The sequence below is a fragment of the Neorhizobium sp. T25_27 genome, from assembly GCF_002968565.1.
GTDB lineage: Bacteria > Pseudomonadota > Alphaproteobacteria > Rhizobiales > Rhizobiaceae > Neorhizobium > Neorhizobium tomejilense.
This window is the reverse complement of record NZ_PVBJ01000002.1, coordinates 95,050-114,732: the sequence shown is the minus strand read 5'-3', so window position 1 is coordinate 114,732 and position 19,683 is coordinate 95,050. Positions and strand designations below refer to the sequence as shown.

The window sequence follows — 19,683 nt, the reverse complement described above, 5'->3', positions numbered from 1 at the left end:
GCTTTATCTTAACAGGACGGGCTGCCTGATGCAGCCCCCAAACCCGGCTCCCGCAGGTGACGGCCGATCAGAACAGAGCGTCGTCGATATCGTCGTCGGACATGGTGTTCGTGACGGCAGCGGCTTCCACCGGCGGCTGGGTGCCGAGCAGTGCGGCATGCAGCTCGCGTTCGCTCACCATTGTATAAAGGCGGGCAATGCGGCCACCGACATCGGCAAGCGCTTCTTCGAGACCCGGCGCTTCGAAGATGTCTTCATCGAGTTCCATCTCATTGGCGCAGGAGCGCAGCACCTCGCCGAGCTCGGCGTTGAAGTTCAGCCGGGCGAGCGAGATATCCATCTCGCCGACCGCCGTCCTGCTCTGATCGCCGAGTGCCAACATCTGGGCATCCATCCGGTCGCCGACCGAGCGGATGTTTTCAAGCGCGTTTTCCAAACGCTGGTCGAGGCTTTGTTCGCTCTCTTCGCCGTGGACGCTGGTCAGCTTGTTGGCAGCGATTTCAAGCGTCTGGAGTTCGATCAGGATCTTTTCGGCCGTCTCGTCGAGCACCGCGGCGAAGTTGCGCAGTTCGGCGGTCACGACATTGATCGCCCTGCCTTCCTCACCGATCTTGCCGCAACGCAGGTTGGTGTTGAGCGCCATATAGTGAATGTCGGTGCGCACGACCTTGACGATGCCTATGCCCTCGACAAGTTCCCCGACGGTATCGCTGGTCGACCGGCTGAGTTCACCGGCGTGGTGGGCAACCTCCTCGATTTCGCGCACGGCACCGCGAGCTGCGGCCACGCCGCTCTCGAGCTGCCGGATCGCATTGTCGTTGTCGCCGCTGTCAGCGTCGGTCATCGTCGCGCGCAGGGCCTCGATCTGTGACAGATCGGACCGGAAGCTTGCGACAATGGCAACGATCTTTGCAGTATCGCGATCGAAGTCGGAGACGGATTGATTGAGCTGCAACGATACGAGCTTGCGGATGATTAGCGACAGGCTTTCGCGCTGGTCGCCGGTCAGCCTGGCGGCCGCAGGCGACTCCAGATAGTCGGAAAGGATGCGCAGGGCCGACTGGCAATGTTCGATGCGCTGGCGGGTGATGTCGCCGACCTGCATGGCCGACAGCGTCGAGGCGAGCTTCGACTGGATGCCGCCTGCAACGGTACGCACCCTCGCGGCGCGCTCGACCAGCAGCTTGCGGTGCTTGCCGATCTCCGCCGCGCCGTTGGAGAGGCCGACAACGATCTGCGGCACCGTTTGATCGTAGCGTGCCAGGATCGCCTTCCCCTTGACCATCACCGGTCCAAGGCCGTGGCCGAGGGTGCTCAGCTTGCCGGCCAGATCGTTGACCTGGCGCGAGCCCTCCTGGATTCTTGCGAGAATTTCCTCTGCGAAGCCGGCGAAATCGGCAATACCGGCACCGGTGATCTTTGCGGTCACCGCGAAGGTGCGCAGATAACGCAGGGTTTCTTGCATCTCTTCGATCTGGGGCCGGAGCTTGCGCTCGGCACAGGCGATTTCCTGGAAGCCGATCTGGCGTCCGGATTCGAGCCTGGTCAGGTGCGACAGGCGCTCGACCGTGCTCTTCAGTTCGGCCATCGTGGCGTTTGCCGTTCCTTCATCCAGCGAACCGGTCAACTGGTCGAGAGAGCTGATCAGCTTGTTCAGCACGTCGAGGATCGACAGAAGTGCAGCCCCGCCATCGAGAAAGCGTTCCTCGATACGTGACCGTGCCGTTTCCATCCGGTCGACAAAGACCAGAACGCCCGTCGAATTGTCTGCGACGTCAAAAATGGGTGCCCTGACAGCCACTTTGCCTCACCTTTCGGGTCCCGCGGGACCTCTGCCTGCTGACGATAACGACGATGAACTCGTCTGTATTGTTTTGGGACGGCCCGCATCGGCAAGTCGCCGATACGGTTTGTCCCGTGCGAGAGGGACTGTGAGCGCCCAGGGGTTAATTCTCGCAGAATCCGCGGTCTCATTTGCGACTTGTGGTTAATTTTTCCGCCTCCTCGGTGGGCCAAAATACAACCTATAAGTATTGTTTCGCGAAAAGTCGCCATACGCGATTAACTCCCCATTAACGATGCAAGTCCAAATTCTGCCAGCTATTTCAGCTCTTTCGGAATTACGTTGAGGTAAGAATGCCTGCTTCCGATGTTAAAGAAGATTGCCTTCGCCTGCCGCAGAACCTGACGGTTCGCGCGATCACCATCGTCCAGCAGGAAATGCTGCAGTTTCTCGACAAGACCGCCTCCGCAACCATCGAACTCGACGATGACTGCCAGGTGGACATCAGCTTCATCCAGCTCATGGAAGCGGCACGCATTCATGCCGATACAGCCGGAAAGCACATCGCGTTGGCCCGTCCCGCCAGCGGCTCGACGCTCGATGTTCTGAAGCGCAGCGGCTTCCTCGAAGGGATGTCTGCTGAAGACCTGAAATTCTGGCTTCATCAAGGGGGTATTCAATGAGCGCCAGCATCCTAACAGTCGACGATTCCGCCAGCATCCGGCTGACGACGCGCGTCGCCCTCAGCAATGCCGGATATCAGATCACCGAGGCAGTCGATGGACTGGACGGCATTGCCAAGCTCAAGGCCGGCCAGTTCGACCTGATCGTCACCGATCTCAACATGCCGAACATGGACGGCCTGACGATGATCCGGGAACTGCGCAAGATGCCGGCCCATATGGGCGTTCCGGTCATCTTCCTGACGACGGAATCCGACAGCGACATCAAGCAGGAAGCCAAGGCCGCCGGTGCCACCGGCTGGCTCACCAAACCATTCGACCCGGAAAGCCTGGTCAAGATCGTTCGGAAGGTACTTGGCAGATGAGTTTTCCCGATCCTATCGCGGTTTTCAGGACAGAAGCGGCCGAGCTTCTGGAACTGATCGAAGCAGGGCTTCTCGACCTGAATGTAAACCTCGGTGACAAGGATCAGGTGGACGCGGTCTTCCGCGGCCTCCACACGTTGAAGGGATCGGGAGCCATGTTCGGCTTCGATGCCCTTGCCGCCTTCACCCATCACTGCGAGACGGCCTTCGACCGCGTTCGCAAGGGCGAAGTTCCGGCAACCCGGGAACTGGTCACCGCGGTCCTGGAAGCCAAGGACCACATGCGTGCCCTAGTCGACACGCCGAATGGCGACCATGAGGCTACGGGCGAAGCGCTTCTCGCCAATCTGCGCGCCGCCGTCGATGGCGCCAACAGCCCGGGCGCGGCCAGCCTCGCCAAGGCTACGCCGGGCCGCAACCATTTCAAGATCCGCTTCAGCCTGCCGCAGAACGCGATGGCAAACGGCACCAATCCGCTGCCGCTTCTCGACGAACTGCGCGAGCTCGGCGAGTGCGAGATCGTGGCAAACCGGTCCGCCATCCCATCGCTCGAACTTCTCGCCCCGACCGATCTTCATGTCTCCTGGCAAGTCGAGCTCGTGACCACCCAACCGCGTTCGGCGATCGACGACGTGTTCATCTTCGTCATGGACGAAATGCAGCTCGACGTCGTCACGGTGGAGCCTCCGCTCACCGCCGGCACGCCGGCCAAGACCGAAGCCCCTATCGCCGAAGCCCTGCCTGCCCCGGCAGCCCAGGCCGTTGCAGCGGCACCGACCGCCCCAGCCCCTGCACCGACCGCTCCGGCACTCGTCGATGCAAAGCAGAAAAAGACCTCTGAAAACGTCCGTGTACCGGCCGAAAAGCTCGACGAGCTGATGGACCGCGTCGGCGAGCTCGTGATCGCCCAGTCGCGCCTTAGCCAGCTTGCAGGCGGCAGCGGCGACCTGCAGCTGCGGGCCGTCTCGGAAGACGTGGAACGCTTGTCCGGCGAGTTGCGGGATACGATGATGGTGCTGCGCATGGTGCCGGTCACCCAGCTGTTCGGCCGCTTCCGCCGGCTTGTACACGATCTGGCGCGTGAAACCGGCAAGACGATCGAGCTGTTGACCGAGGGCGAAACGACGGAAGTCGACAAGAGCGTGATCGAACGCCTTGCCGATCCTCTCGTGCATCTCGTGCGCAACTCCTGCGACCACGGTCTCGAGACACCCGAGGAACGGCGTGCCGCCGGCAAGCCGGAGGCGGGCCATATCCTGCTCACCGCCCGCCAGCAGGCCGGCGAAGTGATCATCACCATCAAGGACGATGGCCGCGGCATCAACAAGGAGCGGGTGCGGGCCAAGGCGGAATCCTCCGGTCTCATCGCATCCAATGCCAACCTCACCGACCAGGAACTCTATCAGCTGATCTTCCAGCCCGGCTTCTCGACGGCCCAGACGGTCACCAACCTCTCCGGCCGCGGCGTCGGCATGGACGTGGTCAAGCGGACGATCGACGCTTTGCGCGGCACGATCAACGTCACAAGCCACGTTGGCAAGGGTTCAGAGATCTCGCTCGCCATCCCGCTGACGCTCGCGATCATCGACGGACTGCTCGTGCGGGTCGGCGACGGCCGCTATGTCATTCCGCTTTCGGCGGTAGAGGAATGCCTCGAGCTCCCGATCGAAGAAGACATGCGCTCGCGCGGCCGCAGCTTCATCTCGCTGCGCGACAGTCTGGTGCCTTTCCTCAGGCTTCGCGACCTCTTCCGCACCGGCACCAAGCCCGATCCCTTCCAGAAGGTGGTCGTCATCTCGACCGGTTCCGAACGGGTGGGCCTGGTCGTCGACCAGATCATCGGCGACCACCAGACGGTCATCAAGGGAATGTCGAAGCTGCACCATGACGTCGCCACCTTCTCGGGTGCGACCATCCTCGGCGACGGGGACGTGGCGCTGATCCTCGATGTCGGCCATCTCGTGGCCGAAGGACAACAACAGGAGGCGCATCTGCGCGCGGCCGGATGAACGAAGCAGTCAGAAAGATCTCCGAAAACCTCTGGGGCGGCCGCGACGAGCTGGAAGTCCTGACATTCGACATCGCCGGCGAGATGTTCGCGCTGGAAGCCGTGAGCGTACAGGAAATCCTCGATCTCCTGCCCGAGACCATGGTTCCCGGCGCAAAAGCCTTTGTCGGCAGCGTCATCAACTTCCGCGGCAAGGTCATTCCGCTAGCCGACATCCGGCTCGCATTCGGCATGGAAGCAACGAAGCCGACGATCGACAGCCGGATCATCGTCATCGCGATCAACATCGGCGGCGAGCCGGTTCTTGCAGGCATCCGTACAGACAAAGTGCATGAGGTCACCACCCTGCTCCGCGCCGCCGGCGAACCGCCGCCGAGCGTGGGCATGCGCTGGCGGCCGGATTTCATCGATTGCCTCGTCAAGCGGGGGGCGGAGTTCATCATTCTCCCCAATCTCCAGGCGATCTTCTCCGCCCAACACGACCATTCCGCGACCGGGGCTTCCCACGGTTGATCACCCTTTCGATGGACGAAAAAAATGCACGCTTCGATCAAGCTTAAGCTGGCTTCAGCATTCGGTTTCATCATCATCATGCTGCTCGCGACCGCCGCCTACGGCATCGTCAGCCTTGGCAACATGAACGACACGCTCGAGAATGTGCTGCAGGGGCCGGCCCTGCGCCTGAAACTGGCCCAGAACCTGAACAACGAGCAGCTCCAGCAGACCCGTCAGCAGAAGAACCTGCTCCTGGCTGCAAATCCTGGAGAGATGCAGGGATATATCGCCAAGGGCGATGAGGCTCGACGCACTTTCGACGAGACGCTCAAGGCGGTTGAAGCCCGTGCAACCGAGCAGGGCAAGGCTCTGTGGGCGAAGCTTGGCGGCTTCACGGCAGAATTCCGCAAGCAGGACGACCGGATCCGCAACTCCATGCTCGGCGGCGACACAGCCTCCGCGCTGCACATTTCCAACAATGAGGCCCGCGCTGTCACCAACGACATCGACACGCTGCTCTCGGATGTAGTCAAGCTCGAGGAAAGCCGCCTCAGTGAGGCCGACAAACAGACCGATCTGGATTACGCCCAGACCCGCCTGATCATGATCTCGGTCGCCAGCGTCGCTTTCCTGATCGCCGTGCTGGCCGCGCTCTGGATCGCGCTTTCGATCAACAGGGGTCTGCGCAATGCTGTAACGGCAGTTCAGAACGTCGCCGACGGTGACCTGACCAGGTTTGCCTCGATCACCAGCAAGGACGAGATCGGCGAACTGCTTGGCTATGTCAACACGATGATCGAGCGTCTGCGCGGCGTCGTGGGCGATGCGCTCGCCGCGTCCGACAACGTCTCCTCGGGCAGCCAGGAGCTTTCGGCAAGCTCGGAACAGCTGAGCCAGGGTGCGACCGAACAGGCCTCTTCGGCCGAAGAAGCCTCTGCCTCGATGGAACAGATGGCGTCGAACATCAAGCAGAACGCCGACAACGCCGCGCAGACGGAAAAGATCGCCCGCCAATCCTCGCGTGATGCCGAAGCCTCCGGCCAGGCCGTCGGCCGCGCCGTCGGCGCGATGCGCACGATCGCCGAGAAGATCTCGATCGTCCAGGAAATCGCCCGCCAGACGGACCTTCTGGCCCTGAACGCCGCGGTGGAAGCCGCTCGTGCCGGCGAACACGGCAAGGGTTTTGCAGTGGTCGCTTCGGAAGTCCGCAAGCTCGCCGAACGGTCCCAGGCTGCCGCTGCCGAAATCAGCGCGCTCTCGGGCGAAACGGTGCAGGTCGCAACGGAAGCCGGCGAGATGCTCAACAAGCTGGTGCCGGACATCCAGAAGACCGCTGAGTTGGTCTCAGAAATCTCCGCCGCCTGCCGCGAGCAGGACATCGGCGCTTCGCAGATCAACGAAGCGATCCAGCAGCTCGACAAGGTGACCCAGCAGAATGCCGGCGCCTCCGAAGAGATGTCGGCGACTTCCGAAGAACTCGCCTCGCAAGCCGAAGAATTGCAGGCCTCGATCGCCTTCTTCAGGGTCGATCAGGCCGGCGGCAAAAAGCCGACCAAGCGGGCTCCGGCTACCGTTGCGGCCCACAAGCCGATTGGCAAGCCGGCCCCGATGCGCCGCGCTGCGGGACAGCCATCTCACAAGGCTGATCATTCGGTGCTCAGCCAGCAAGCCCGCGCCAAGGGTTTTGCCCTCGACATGTCAATGGGCGGACCGGATGCCGACGACGCGGACTTCCGTGAAAGCGCCTGAAGGAATTGAAACGGTCCCGGATCAACAGAGATCCGGGATCGCCTCTCGCATGTAAGCGGGAGAATGTCCGGGCTGCCGGACCATCGCAGAAGGGTGAATGTATCGGTCTTCTCGTTCCAACCGCTTTCCTCCGCCGGAGGAAGCACTGACTGATGCACTTCACCGCCTCGAGGGGATAGGGCTATGCGATTTACGATCAAGGCCAAGCTGGGACTGGCTTTCGGCTTTCTTGTCAGCCTGCTGATTGGCACGGCCGGCTATGGGATATACAGCCTCGGCGCCGCGCATGATTCCATGACCTACGTGACAGAGGTCGCGGCAAAGCGCCTCGATAGCGTCCAGCAGATGGACATCCTGTCACTCAATCGCATCCGCGCACAGAAGAACATGCTGCTCGCCACCTCGCCGCAGGAGATCGAAAAGTTCTACGTCGACGGCGACAAGCTGGAGCTGCAGTTCACCACGTTGCTGGACCAGCTGGCTTCGACGGCATCGGCAGACCAGAAGCAGTTCTGGGATGAGACGCGAGCACTCTCGACGACCAATCACGCTGCGAACGAAAAGGTCGACGCCGCCGTCAAGCGCGGCGACATGCAGGAGGCGATCGCCCTCTCGGCCGGAGAAAGCCGCAAGGCGATCATGGAACTTTCCGCGCAACTAGACGAGGCCGTACAGATCAACCGCGACCGGATGCAGAAGGCGAACGACGAAGCGGAAGCCAGCTACTGGACGACGCGCAGCCTGATGATCGCGATCGCTGTGGTGGCCGTCATCACCGCAGCGGCAACGGCGTTCTGGATCGCCCTCGGGATCGGCAGGGGCCTCACCAAGATCATGGGCGTCGCCAAGGCAGTGTCGATCGGAGATCTCGACCAGAATATCGAGATCAAGACAAACGACGAGATCAAGGATCTGGTCGACACGATTAACACGATGACGGCGAACCTGCGCAATACGGCGACTATCGCCAGCCAGATTTCCAACGGTGACCTGACCGTCTCGCCGAAACCGCTCTCCGACAAGGATACGCTCGGCCTGGCGCTCGAAAGCATGGTGGAACGCCTGCGCGGCGTGGTCAGTGATGCGCTCGCCGCATCCGACAACGTATCCTCGGGCAGCCAGGAGCTTTCGGCAAGTTCGGAGCAGCTGAGCCAGGGCGCGACCGAACAGGCATCTTCGGCCGAAGAAGCCTCCGCCTCGATGGAACAGATGGCGGCGAACATCAAGCAGAATGCGGACAACGCCGCGCAGACCGAGAAGATCGCCCGCCAGTCGTCACGGGACGCCGAAGCCTCCGGCCAGGCCGTCGGCCGCGCCGTCGGCGCCATGCGCACGATCGCCGAGAAGATCTCGATCGTCCAGGAAATCGCTCGCCAGACCGATCTGCTCGCCCTGAACGCCGCGGTGGAAGCCGCCCGTGCCGGCGAACACGGCAAGGGGTTTGCGGTGGTCGCATCGGAAGTGCGCAAGCTTGCCGAACGGTCCCAGGCTGCCGCTGCCGAAATCAGCGCGCTCTCGGGCGAAACGGTGCGGGTCGCAACGGAAGCCGGCGAGATGCTCAACAAGCTGGTGCCGGACATCCAGAAGACCGCTGAGTTGGTCTCAGAAATCTCCGCCGCCTGCCGCGAGCAGGACATCGGCGCTTCGCAGATCAACGAAGCGATCCAGCAGCTCGACAAGGTGACCCAGCAGAATGCCGGCGCCTCCGAAGAGATGTCGGCGACTTCCGAAGAACTCGCCTCGCAAGCCGAAGAATTGCAGGCCTCGATCGCCTTCTTCAGGGTCGATCGCGCTACCGCAAAGGCTCGGACCCAGCCCGGGACCAAAGCCCACGCACCGGCAAAACCCGGCGCGAAACAGATGTCGAAGTTCGCCGCTTCCCGGCCAGCCGAACATCCCGTCAAGGCACAGCAGTCCCGCGCCAAGGGGTTTGCGCTTGATCTTTCGATGGGTGGCCCCGACCAGGATGACGATGATTTCAGGGAAAGTGCCTGAGCGGCTTTCAGACACATGAGCGGGGCCGTCAGGTCCCGTCAATGGCCAGCGTAACTGCGTTAATGCGAGCCATGAAAAGTCCCGGCGGTCGGCCTACCGGCCTTTCGGCCAGACTTTTCCCGGTCGCATCTGAGGATAGAGCGGCTCTGCCGGTTGTTTCAAGAAATTCGGGGGACTTAAGATGCGGTTTACAATCAAACTGAAATTGGGATTGGCTTTCGCCCTGTTGACGCTGCTGCTGGTCGGCATTGCAGTCTACGGCAGCCTGAGCCTTGGCGGCCTCAACGACGCCAGCGTCAAGATGGTCGACGGGCCGGTTCGTCGTCTGGAACTTGCGCTCACCGCCAATGTGAACGAAGTGGACGCCGTGCGCGCCCAGAAAAACGCGCTGCTTGCGACCAATCTCGCGGATGCCGCGAAATTCCACAAGGAAGCGGACGACAACACGGAACTGATGTTCAAGGCCGTTCAGGAAGGGCTTTCGATCGCCTCTCCGGAAGGCAAGCCGTACTGGGAAAAACTGCTGACGATCGGCAAGCAGTTCCAGCAGAAGTCCAACGACTTGCAGGCCGTTCAGGCACGCGGTGATCAGGCCGGCGCTCTGGCGCTCTCCATGGGCGATCTGCGCACCATGACCGCCGATATGGGCGAGGCCATCAAGGTTCTCCTCGATATCCAGCGCAAGGGAATGGCAAATACCGAAAAAGCGAACCAGGATCTGTTCGCCTCGACGATGATGGTCTTGAGCGTCGCCTCGATTGCGGCCGTGCTGATCGCCATCGGCGCCGCCTTCTGGATCACGCTCGGCATCAACAACGGCCTCAAGAAGATCGCGTCCGTCGCCAACGCAGTGGCCATCGGCGACCTCAACCAGAAAGTCGAGGTCAAGACGAATGACGAGGTCAAGGATCTGATCGACACCGTCAACGTGATGACCGGCAACCTGCGCAATACGGCGGCGATCGCCGAGCGCATCTCGGAGGGTGACCTTGCCGTCGACGTCAAGCCGCTTTCCGACAAGGATACGCTTGGGCTCGCCATGCAGAGCATGGTGGCCAACCTGCGCACCACGGCACATGTCGCCGACCAGATCGCCAACGGCGACCTGACCGTCTCGCCAAAACCGCTCTCCGACAAGGACACGCTCGGGCTTGCGCTGCAGAGCATGGGTGAACGCCTTCGCGGCGTCGTCGCCGACGCACTTGCGGCATCGAGCAACGTCTCCTCCGGCAGCCAGGAGCTTTCGGCAAGCTCGGAGCAGCTGAGCCAGGGTGCCACCGAACAGGCCTCTTCAGCCGAAGAAGCCTCCGCCTCGATGGAACAGATGGCGGCGAACATCAAACAGAACGCCGACAACGCCGCGCAGACGGAAAAGATCGCCCGCCAATCGTCGCGAGACGCAGAAGCCTCCGGCCAGGCCGTCGGTCGTGCCGTCGGCGCGATGCGCACGATCGCCGAGAAGATCTCGATCGTCCAGGAGATCGCCCGACAGACCGATCTGCTCGCCCTAAACGCTGCGGTGGAAGCCGCCCGTGCCGGTGAACACGGCAAGGGTTTTGCGGTGGTCGCATCGGAAGTGCGCAAGCTCGCCGAACGCAGCCAGGCTGCCGCTGCCGAAATCAGCGCGCTTTCGGGCGAAACTGTACAGGTCGCGACCGACGCCGGCGAGATGCTGAACAAGCTGGTACCCGCGATCCACAAGACCGCGGAGCTCGTCTCGGAAATCTCGGCCGCCTGCCGGGAGCAGGATATCGGTGCCAGCCAGATCAACGAAGCGATCCAGCAGCTCGACAAGGTGACCCAGCAGAATGCCGGCGCCTCCGAACAGATGTCGGCGACGTCCGAAGAACTCGCCGCCCAGGCCGAAGAACTGCAGGCCTCGATCGCGTTCTTCAAGGTCGATCGGGCGGGATCCAAGCAGCGGAGCCAGCCGGTCCCAACCGCCAAGCCCGCACCGGCCAAATCCAGAGCCCAGCCGGCGCCCAAGGCCTATTCGGCCGGTCATTCAGTCAACGCACAACAGGCCCGCGTGAAAGGTTTTGCCCTCGACCTATCGATGGGCGGCCCCGACGCGGACGATGACGATTTCAGGGAGAGCGCGTAATGGCAGGCATATCCTCCGAATCCCAGTTCGTAACCTTCAGCCTCGGCGATGAGGTTTTCGCGGTCCCCGTCGAGGTGGTCCGCGAGATCCTCGACCACGAGGAACCGTTCAAGATCCCGCACGGCCCGGAATACCTGCTCGGCCTGCGCGATGTGCGCGGACAGGGCGTGCCGGTGATCGACCTTCGTCTTCGCCTCGGCCTGACGAGGACGGTCAAGACTCCGCATACGCGCATCCTGGTGCTCGACGTGCCGGTCGCCGATCGCGTCCTGGTGCTCGGCCTCGTCGCGGACCGGGTCTTCGAAGTGGTGCCGTTCCGCAAGGAACAGATCGAAACGGCACCGGATATCGGGGTGCGCTGGCGCTCCGATTATATCGCCGGCGTGGTGCGCCGGGAGAGCGGCTTCGTTGTCGTTGTCGACCTTGCACGGCTGTTTTCGGATTCCGGATCGGCGCTCGCCGATGTCGGGCCGCAGTCCCAGGTCGCATGACGGAATTCGCATAACCGAATAGGTTCTTGTACGGGGGGCACGCGCGTGAGTGCAGCAATGAGGAGCCAGCCGCTCGACGACCGGCTGAGCAAGCGCAACTTCGATCTGCTTTCGAAGTACATCTACGACTATAGCGGCATCAAGATGCCGCACAGCAAGATGACCATGCTCGAAGGACGGCTTCGCCGGCGCCTGCGCGTCACGGCCATGCCGACTTTCGACAGTTATTGCGACTACCTCTTCAAACACGGAGGTATCGAGGCCGAATCGATCTTCCTCATCGATGCGGTGACCACCAACAAGACTGACTTCTTCCGCGAGCCGAAGCATTTCGACTACATGATGCAGACGGCGTTGCCGGACATCCTGAAAACCTACGCGGACCGGCGCATCCGCACCTGGAGTTCGGCCTGCTCGACGGGCGCCGAGCCCTATACGATAGCCATGGTGCTTTCGGAATTTCTGAGCTCGTCGACGCCGGAACGTGACTATTTCGTGCTTGCCACCGATCTTTCGACCGACGTGCTGCAGAAGGCCCAACGCGGCATCTACCAGAGCGATCTCCTGGCCCCCGTCCCGGCCGACATGATGAGCAAATATGTCATGCGTTCGTCCGACAGCCGGCGGCAGGACGTTCGGATTTCACCGAAACTGCGCTCCCGCGTCGGTTTCGCCCGGCTGAACCTGATGGACGAGGCCTACCCCGTCGGCGACCTGATGCACATGATCTTCTGCCGCAACGTACTGATCTATTTCGACAAGCCGACGCAGCAGCATGTGCTGTCCCGCCTTTGCCAGACGCTGCTCCCCGGAGGTTATCTGTTCATCGGTCATTCGGAAACCGTGACTGGCTTCGACCTGCCGATCCGTCAGGTGGCAAATACTGTGTTCAAGCGAGTATGAACCATGAGCGGCAAAATTCGTGTTCTGATCATTGATGACTCCGCCAGCGTCCGCCAGACCCTGACAGCCGTCCTGTCGGCAGATCCGGACATCGAAGTCATAGGCGCGGCCAGCGATCCCTTCATGGCGGCGCGAAAGCTGCGCGAGGAAATCCCCGACGTCATCACGCTCGATGTGGAAATGCCGCAGATGGACGGCATCACCTTTCTGCGCAAGCTGATGTCCCAGCATCCCATTCCGGTGGTGATGTGCTCGTCTCTGACCGAAAGCGGCTCGGAAACGCTGATGCAGGCGCTCGAGGCGGGCGCTGTCGATATCATCCTGAAGCCGAAGATCGGCGCGGCCGACCACCTTGCCGAATCCGGCGAAAGAATCCGCACCGCGGTCAAGGGAGCGGCGCGCGCCCGGGTCGGCCGGCTGCGCCCATCACGCATTTCCGAAGGCGGAACGACCGCCAAGCTGACGGCCGACGCGGTGCTTCCGCCCCCCAAGGCCGGCGCCATGGCGAAGACCACCGAAATGGTCGTCTGCGTCGGCGCCTCGACCGGCGGAACCGAGGCCCTGCGCGAGCTTCTCGAAGCCCTGCCGGCCAATTCTCCGGGCATGGTCATCGTCCAGCATATGCCGGAAAAATTCACCGCGGCCTTCGCCAAACGGCTCAACAGCCTCTGCGAAGTCGAGGTCAAGGAGGCGGCCGACGGCGATCCGGTGCTGCGTGGCCACGTGCTGATCGCCCCCGGTGACAAGCATATGCTGCTAGAGCGGCGCGGCGCGCGTTACGAGGTCTCGATCCGCTCAGGCCCGCTGGTCAGCCGCCATCGTCCGTCCGTCGACGTGCTATTCCGGTCCGCCGCACGCTCGGCCGGCAGCAATGCGATGGGCGTCATCATGACCGGCATGGGCGACGACGGCGCCCGCGGCATGAATGAGATGCATCAGGCGGGCGCCTATACGGTTGCCCAGGACGAAGCGTCGTCCGTGGTGTTCGGCATGCCCAAGGAAGCCATCGCCCATGGCGGTGTCGACAAGGTCGTTTCGCTCGAACAGATCGCCCGGGAAATCCTCGCCGCCGATCGTCGGCGGTAAGATCTGGCAACGGATTTTTCACGGCTCGTTAACCATGTTTGGCAAGAATGGGGCAACGCATCATGAGGGTGCGGTGAGAGAGCAATCTTACGCTCGTAGCCGGACAGGGACCCAAGATGCCAGTCATTACCTTTGCCAACACCAAGGGCGGAGCGGGAAAGACCACCGCTGTGCTTCTTCTTGCAACCGAACTCGTTGAGCAAGGCTACCGTGTGACGATCCTGGATGCCGATCCGCAATACTGGATCACCCGCTGGCACATGCTCTCCCCGCGCGATGACAAGCTCAACGTCATTTCCTACGTGACGCAGGCTTCGATCGACCGGCATATTTCCGAGAACCGCCACAAGACCGATTATTTCGTGCTCGACTTGCCCGGCGCCCAAAGCCCGCTGCTTGCCAAGGCGATCGGCCTTTCCGACCACGTACTGATCCCGATCCAGGGCTGCGCCATGGATGCCCAGGGCGGTGCAAACGTGCTGGAACTGCTGCGCTATCTCGAAGAAAAGGCCAATCTCCGCGTGCCGCATTCGGTCGTTCTGACCCGCGTCAACTCAATGGTGACGACCCGTGCCCTGCTTGCGGTGAAGATGCTGCTGGCCGAGCGCAAGGTCGAAGTGCTGGACACTCCGATCATCGAACGCGCCGCCTTCCGCGATATCTTCGATCTCGGCGGCACGCTTTACACGATGGACGAAAACCGCATCAGCAATCTCGACAAGGCCCGGCAGAACGCCCGCCTGTTCGCGCTCGAAATGCTCCGCCGCGTGCCACTCCACAAGCCGGCCTCGCTTTCGAAGCGCTTCGTCCGCGCCGCCTGATCACGCCTTGCCGTTCATCAGGATCTGCAGCTTGACGTCGGATGGATGTCCGGCGGCGGCCCGCTCGAAGGCCTTGATCGAATCCTTGAAATCGAAGACGCCGGTGATCAGCGGCTTCAGGTCGACCTTGCCGGACGCAATCAGCTCCAGCGCCCGGTCGAAGATGTTGGCGTAGCGGAACACGGTCTCAAAGCGAACTTCCTTGGAGATGGCGCTCGAGACGTCCAATGGAACCGGCTCGACCGGCAGGCCGACCAGCACGAAGGCACCGCCGGGCCGCACCAGGTCCAACATGCCGGCATAGGCCCTCGGGCTGCCGCTCGCCTCGAACACGACATCCGCACCCCAGCCGCCGGTCGCTTCGGCGATGACCTCGGCAAACGGCCGTTCGGTGATGTTGACGGGGATGATGCCGGGGTACTGGCCGGCGATCTTCAGCTTGTCGGGGCTCAGATCCGAGATGAAGACGCGGGCGCAGCCGCCCGCGAGTGCCGCCAATGCCACCATGATGCCGATCGGGCCGGCACCGATCACCGCACCGACATCGCCGGGCTGGATACGGGCGCGGCTGGCGGCCTGCATGCCGATCGCGAACGGCTCCACCATGGCGCCCTCGGCAAAGGAGACGTTGTCCGGCAGCTTGTAGGTGAAGGCCGCAGGATGGATGACTTCCGGCGTCAGCACCCCGTGGACCGGCGGCGTCGCCCAGAAACGGACGTCCGGATCGACGTTGTAGAGACCGAGCTTGGAGGCACGTGACGACAGGTTCGGTACGCCCGGTTCCATGCAGACGCGGTCACCGACCTTCAAGGTCTTCACCTCGCTACCGACCTCGACGACGATGCCGGCCGCCTCATGGCCGAGCACCATCGGCTCCCGCAGAACAAAGGGACCGATCGCGCCGTGGGTGTAATAGTGGACGTCGCTGCCGCAGACGCCGACCGTATCGATGGCGATCTTCACGTCGCTCGGCCCAACCTCGGTCGGAAGATCTATCTCCCTCAACGCGAGAACGCCTTTTTTCTCGAGCACCAGTGCCTGCTGCATGCGATGTTTCCTTCCGATTATTTCCTGACGCTGGCCGAGCTTCCGGGCGAGATCAAGGCAGCCATCTGCCGCTTTCAGCCACGGCCGGCATAAGGCATGCCGTTTGCCATCACCGTCATGAACAGGACATTGGCCTCCAGCGGCAATCCATCCATGTAGAGCACCGCATCAGCCACGTGCTTGGTGTCCATGACCGGCTCCACAGCAGTCGTGAGGTCCGCCTGCAGCGCCCCTTCCTTCATCCGCACCGTCATCGGCGTGTCGGCATTGCCGATATCCACCTGGCCGCAGACGATGTTCAGTGGCCGCCCATCGAGCGCGATCTGGCGCGTCAGGCCGGTAATGGCGTGTTTGGTGGCGGTGTAGGCGGCCTGGAAAGGACGCGGCACGTGCGCCGAGATCGAACCGTTGTTGATGATACGCCCGCCGCCGGGGTTTTGCCGCCGCATCATCCCGAAGGCCGCCCGGGCGCAATAGAAGGCGCCGTTGAGGTTGAGGTCGATGACAGCCCGCCAGGTTTCAAGCGGCAATTCGTCGATCGGAACCGCCGGCGTGCCGCGTCCGGCATTGTTGAACAGAAGATCAAGGCGGCCATAGGCCTCTTGCGTCGCTGCAAACAAGGCGTCGACGGCTGCCGGATCGGTGACGTCCGTCGGCACCACCAGCGACTCACCGCCAGCCAGTTCCGCCGTGCCCCGCAGCTCGCTCTCGCGCCGGCCGGCAAGCACGGTCCTATAACCTGCGTTCAAAAGCCCGATGGCGACGGCCCTGCCAACGCCCGAGCCCGCGCCCGTTACGATCGCTACTTTCGACATGTCCACTCCTCCTTGTCCGTTTCGCCGCATCTTATAGTCGGCGATCGGCATGGCCGTCGAGGCCCATCAGTCCTTTGCCAGCAGTTCGCGAAGGGCGAGCCGCTTGTAGGTCTCCACCATGGCTGCACCTTGGGCGGGCTCGACGGAGATCGCCAGCCGCATTGTCGACGTGCCGAGATACATGACCAGCATGGCCCGGTTGAACAGTTCTTCCGGAGGGGCGTGGGGCTGGATATGCGCCAGCGCTGCCGCGACGATCGCGCCGTTTTCGCGGGCATCGGCGAGATCGATATCCTGCAATGCCTTGTCTGCCTGGGTGCCGGACCAGATGTCGCGCATCACGGGTTCGGCGAGGAACAAGCCGTAATAGATGTCGATCAGCTCTCTGAACGCTTGCGAAAACGCAGCCTCGTTCCGGACCGGCTCCAGCGCCTCGCGAATGCAGGCGCGGCCTTCCTCGTTGTAGCGTTCGGCGAGCGTGCGGACCACCGACCCCTTGTCCGGGAAGAACTGGTAGAGCGAGCCGATCGGCACGCCTGCCTTTTCCGCCAGCTCACCCATCTTCATCACGTCGCTGCCGCCGCGGGCGATCAGCTCCTTCGCCGCCGCGAGAATCCGCTCCACCCGCTCCCGGCTGCGCTTCTGCTGGGGCTGGCGTGGCGTCGATGCAGAAATCTCCATTGTCTTTCCGTACCTTGAGTTTTTTAACGCGAGGAATATTCGCATTTTTTGTTGACAAGCGCAACATGAGGATTTATCGCTTTAGAACATGAGGAAAATTCATGTCAAAGGAGGCGTCCCATGGAAAACCCCATTCTCATCATCGGCGGCAAGGGCAAGACCGGCTCTCGGGTTGCAGAGCGCCTGCAGGCATTGAACAGGCTTGTCCGTTTCGCTTCGCGCTCCACCGGTTTCGACTGGACGGACCGCAGCACCTGGGCGCCGGCCCTGGAGGGAACGTCGGCCGCCTACATCACCTATTACCCGGATCTCGCGGTGAAGGGCGCTCCGGACGATATCGACGCGCTTGCGACGCTCGCGGTATCGCTGGGCGTCAAGCGGCTGGTTCTCTTGTCAGGCCGGGGCGAACCCGCGGCGCAGGAAAGCGAACGGCGGATGATCGCCTCGGGTGCCGACTGGACGATCGTTCGGGCAAGCTGGTTCGACCAGAATTTCGACGAGGGACAACTCTTGCCGATGATCCTTGAAGGGGAACTGGCGCTGCCGGTCAGCACCGTGCGCGAGCCGTTCATCGATGCCGGCGACATCGCCGACGTGGTCACTGCCGCTCTCACCGACGCTCGGCATATCGGCGAACTCTACGAAGTGACCGGCCCGCAGCTTCTGACCTTTGCCGAAGCCGTGGCGGAAATCGGCAAAGCAAGCGGGCGCGCCATCGCCTTCCAGACAATTTCCGATGAGGCGTTTGTGGAAGGTCTCAAACAGGCCGAAGTGCCCGCCGATGTTGCCGAACTGTTGGTGGAATTGTTCACCGTCGTGCTCGACGGCCGCAACGAATACCTGTCGGACGGCGTGATGCGCGCCCTCGGCCGGCCGGCCAGGAGCTTCGCCGATTATGCGAGAGACGCCGCGGCCCGCGGCGCCTGGGCATGATCTCAGGCGGGTTTTTTCTTGGTCACTGTCACTGTGCCGGCATCCGCATCGACCACGACCCAATCCCCGGTCTCGATCACGTCAAGCGGGTCCTGGTCCAGCTCGGTGATCGCCGGAACCCGGGTGACGACGGCGCCGAGCGCGATCTTGGTGGTCATCCGGGTAAAGATCATCGCCGCCGGCTGGACGCCGTTCAGCCGCGTCATATGGAAATAGGCCGACCAGCCGGACGAGCCTTTTGCGCCGGGGAAAACCAGGATCTTGCCGGCGAAGGAGACGCCGCGCATTTCGTGGCGACGCTCGATGACTGTGCCGGTGCGCTCGTTGATACCGCCCCACCCGGAGATCGTCTCCGTGGTGACCAGCGCCTCGCCCTCGGCACGGCCGGCCACCACCTTGCGGCCCTTGAGCTCGATCGTATCGGGTTTAGCTTCGGTCGCGATATCCATCAGGCTCTCCCGTTCCACTCGCCCGTCAAGGCGGCATCGACGCAATCGCTGACCGAGCCGAACCAGCCCTGCACGCCGGTGATCGCCGGCAGGTAATGCGCCTGCTTGGCGGAATCCGTGGCGATGACCTTGGTCCCAGCCGGCAAACGGCGGGAAATGGCGGGACAGGTGTCGCTCATGACGACCCCGCCGGCTTCGCGGATGACATCGATATAGCCGTTGCGCTCGGCGACCTGCTTGATCGCACGTGGCGTATGCACCCAGAGCTGCACATTCGAATGGATCTTTTTATTCTCCAGCATGTGGGCGATCAGCGCCATCTGGTCGATGGAATTGTGCGGACAGCCGAGCATGATGAAATCGACCTTTTTCTCGGTCGAGCTCTGCAGTTTCTCATAGGTCTCGCGGCGTTCCTTGGCGCCGTAGCGGAACGTGCCCTTGACCTTGCGGCCGCCGAAGGCTTCCTCGATGCCGTCCGCTTCCGGCGTGATGCCGGGAATATGGTACATCTCCACCCCACCGGAGGACGCTGCGGCTGCGCCAAAATGCTTGAGCTTGATGAGGTCGGGCTGGCGGCTGGTGCCCTTCAGGACAGGGATCTCCTCACCGATCACTTCGCCGATATAATAACCGAGCAGGCCCCAATCCATCATGTCGTCGACCTCGATATCGAGCTCGACCAGATGGGTGCCGCGACGGTTTTCGGTAATGTGGAAACCCCAGTAGGGAATTCGGCCGGTGAGCGCCGCGGCGCCGGTGCTTTCCTTGCCCTCGACATTGGTGCGGGCGCCGAGAACCGAGTTGCAGTAGATGACGGCCGACGATTCCATCCAGGCGCAGTGTTCCCCCTTCACCGGCACGTTACCCACCTGATAGGGCGTGCAGGTGGCGAACATGTTGACGCCGCGTCGCCCCAGGTACTTCTCATTGGCGCGCTGCATGTCCACAAGCGCCTTATCGACGCCTTGGAGTTCCCAGTTGTCGTTGTCGATGCCGGTGATCAGCTGGCAGGTATGCGCCACCATATGGGGCACCTCGACGACTTCGTCGCTGTCGAGGTTGAGTTCGGAATAGACGTGTTCCATGCCCTTTTCGGCAATCGCCTGCACCGAGGGCGTCGAGGCGTTGAAAGCGCCGGCGACGTTGTTGGTCTCGACCAGACGCTCGGCGCCGAGCGCTTCGCCGTAGCGAACCAGCAGGTCCATGGCGCGCGCCTTGGCGCGGCCGTGCTCGCCGTCATACATCGCCTTTTCGTGATCCGTCAGGTTCATCGCA

18 protein-coding genes are annotated in these 19,683 nt (G+C 62.4%); 12 read left to right on the top strand and 6 right to left on the bottom strand.

Annotated features, from left to right (window positions below; translation table 11 throughout):
* Nucleotides 1-67: 67 nt before the first annotated feature.
* Nucleotides 68-1,801 (bottom strand): hypothetical protein, encoded by a 1,734-nt coding sequence (locus tag C5J24_RS07280; RefSeq protein ID WP_105416903.1) that lies wholly within the window; start codon nucleotides 1,799-1,801, stop codon nucleotides 68-70.
* A 335-nt stretch (nucleotides 1,802-2,136) separates the two neighbouring features.
* Here C5J24_RS07280 and C5J24_RS07275 point away from each other — a divergent pair, with 335 nt between their 5' ends.
* The 11 genes from C5J24_RS07275 to C5J24_RS07225 all read left to right on the top strand — a co-directional run bounded on the left by C5J24_RS07275 (nucleotide 2,137) and on the right by C5J24_RS07225 (nucleotide 14,483).
* On the top strand, nucleotides 2,137-2,466 hold the full coding sequence (locus tag C5J24_RS07275; RefSeq protein WP_105402238.1) for a hypothetical protein: 330 nt from the start codon (nucleotides 2,137-2,139) through the stop codon (nucleotides 2,464-2,466).
* The gene (locus C5J24_RS07270; protein ID WP_046637913.1) at nucleotides 2,463-2,831 is read left to right on the top strand and encodes a response regulator; all 369 of its coding nucleotides are present in this window, start codon (nucleotides 2,463-2,465) and stop codon (nucleotides 2,829-2,831) included. The genes C5J24_RS07275 and C5J24_RS07270 overlap by 4 nt, the downstream gene beginning before the upstream one ends.
* A complete protein-coding gene (locus C5J24_RS07265; RefSeq protein ID WP_105416901.1) occupies nucleotides 2,828-4,840 on the top strand; it encodes a chemotaxis protein CheA in 2,013 nt (670 codons plus the stop codon). Before C5J24_RS07270 ends, C5J24_RS07265 begins: the two co-directional genes overlap by 4 nt.
* Nucleotides 4,837-5,352, top strand: a complete 516-nt coding sequence (locus C5J24_RS07260; protein WP_037080182.1) for a chemotaxis protein CheW — start codon at nucleotides 4,837-4,839, stop codon at nucleotides 5,350-5,352. The genes C5J24_RS07265 and C5J24_RS07260 overlap by 4 nt, the downstream gene beginning before the upstream one ends.
* A gap of 24 nt (nucleotides 5,353-5,376) precedes the next feature.
* Nucleotides 5,377-7,083, top strand: a complete 1,707-nt coding sequence (locus C5J24_RS07255; protein ID WP_105416899.1) for a methyl-accepting chemotaxis protein — start codon at nucleotides 5,377-5,379, stop codon at nucleotides 7,081-7,083.
* A 183-nt stretch (nucleotides 7,084-7,266) separates the two neighbouring features.
* On the top strand, nucleotides 7,267-9,078 hold the full coding sequence (locus tag C5J24_RS07250) for a methyl-accepting chemotaxis protein (RefSeq protein ID WP_105416897.1): 1,812 nt from the start codon (nucleotides 7,267-7,269) through the stop codon (nucleotides 9,076-9,078).
* 181 nt (nucleotides 9,079-9,259) lie between these two features.
* Nucleotides 9,260-11,182: a methyl-accepting chemotaxis protein gene (locus tag C5J24_RS07245; RefSeq protein WP_105416895.1), complete on the top strand. Its 1,923-nt coding sequence runs from the start codon at nucleotides 9,260-9,262 to the stop codon at nucleotides 11,180-11,182.
* A complete protein-coding gene (locus C5J24_RS07240; RefSeq protein WP_105416893.1) occupies nucleotides 11,182-11,673 on the top strand; it encodes a chemotaxis protein CheW in 492 nt (163 codons plus the stop codon). The genes C5J24_RS07245 and C5J24_RS07240 overlap by 1 nt, the downstream gene beginning before the upstream one ends.
* 57 nt (nucleotides 11,674-11,730) lie before the next feature.
* A complete protein-coding gene (locus C5J24_RS07235) occupies nucleotides 11,731-12,576 on the top strand; it encodes a protein-glutamate O-methyltransferase CheR (protein ID WP_105402231.1) in 846 nt (281 codons plus the stop codon).
* A gap of 3 nt (nucleotides 12,577-12,579) precedes the next feature.
* Nucleotides 12,580-13,662: a chemotaxis response regulator protein-glutamate methylesterase gene (locus C5J24_RS07230; protein WP_105416891.1), complete on the top strand. Its 1,083-nt coding sequence runs from the start codon at nucleotides 12,580-12,582 to the stop codon at nucleotides 13,660-13,662.
* A 116-nt stretch (nucleotides 13,663-13,778) separates the two neighbouring features.
* Nucleotides 13,779-14,483, top strand: a complete 705-nt coding sequence (locus tag C5J24_RS07225; RefSeq protein ID WP_046669009.1) for a ParA family protein — start codon at nucleotides 13,779-13,781, stop codon at nucleotides 14,481-14,483.
* Here C5J24_RS07225 and C5J24_RS07220 read toward each other — a convergent pair whose 3' ends face one another.
* The 3 genes from C5J24_RS07220 to C5J24_RS07210 all read right to left on the bottom strand — a co-directional run bounded on the left by C5J24_RS07220 (nucleotide 14,484) and on the right by C5J24_RS07210 (nucleotide 17,026).
* Nucleotides 14,484-15,530, bottom strand: coding sequence for an NAD(P)-dependent alcohol dehydrogenase (locus tag C5J24_RS07220; protein ID WP_105416889.1), 1,047 nt, complete (start codon nucleotides 15,528-15,530; stop codon nucleotides 14,484-14,486).
* 74 nt (nucleotides 15,531-15,604) lie between these two features.
* Entirely contained in the window at nucleotides 15,605-16,345 is a 741-nt protein-coding gene (locus C5J24_RS07215; protein ID WP_105416887.1) for an SDR family oxidoreductase, read from the bottom strand.
* A 66-nt stretch (nucleotides 16,346-16,411) separates the two neighbouring features.
* On the bottom strand, nucleotides 16,412-17,026 hold the full coding sequence (locus C5J24_RS07210; protein WP_105416885.1) for a TetR/AcrR family transcriptional regulator: 615 nt from the start codon (nucleotides 17,024-17,026) through the stop codon (nucleotides 16,412-16,414).
* Between the two features lie 120 nt (nucleotides 17,027-17,146).
* Between C5J24_RS07210 and C5J24_RS07205 the strand changes: the two genes are divergently transcribed.
* Nucleotides 17,147-17,959 (top strand): NmrA family transcriptional regulator, encoded by an 813-nt coding sequence (locus tag C5J24_RS07205; RefSeq protein ID WP_105416883.1) that lies wholly within the window; start codon nucleotides 17,147-17,149, stop codon nucleotides 17,957-17,959.
* A gap of 2 nt (nucleotides 17,960-17,961) precedes the next feature.
* Here C5J24_RS07205 and C5J24_RS07200 read toward each other — a convergent pair whose 3' ends face one another.
* Nucleotides 17,962-18,408, bottom strand: a complete 447-nt coding sequence (locus C5J24_RS07200; protein WP_105416882.1) for an aconitase X swivel domain-containing protein — start codon at nucleotides 18,406-18,408, stop codon at nucleotides 17,962-17,964.
* Nucleotides 18,408-19,679, bottom strand: coding sequence for an aconitase X catalytic domain-containing protein (locus C5J24_RS07195; RefSeq protein ID WP_105416880.1), 1,272 nt, complete (start codon nucleotides 19,677-19,679; stop codon nucleotides 18,408-18,410). Before C5J24_RS07195 ends, C5J24_RS07200 begins: the two co-directional genes overlap by 1 nt.
* Nucleotides 19,680-19,683 lie beyond the last annotated feature (4 nt).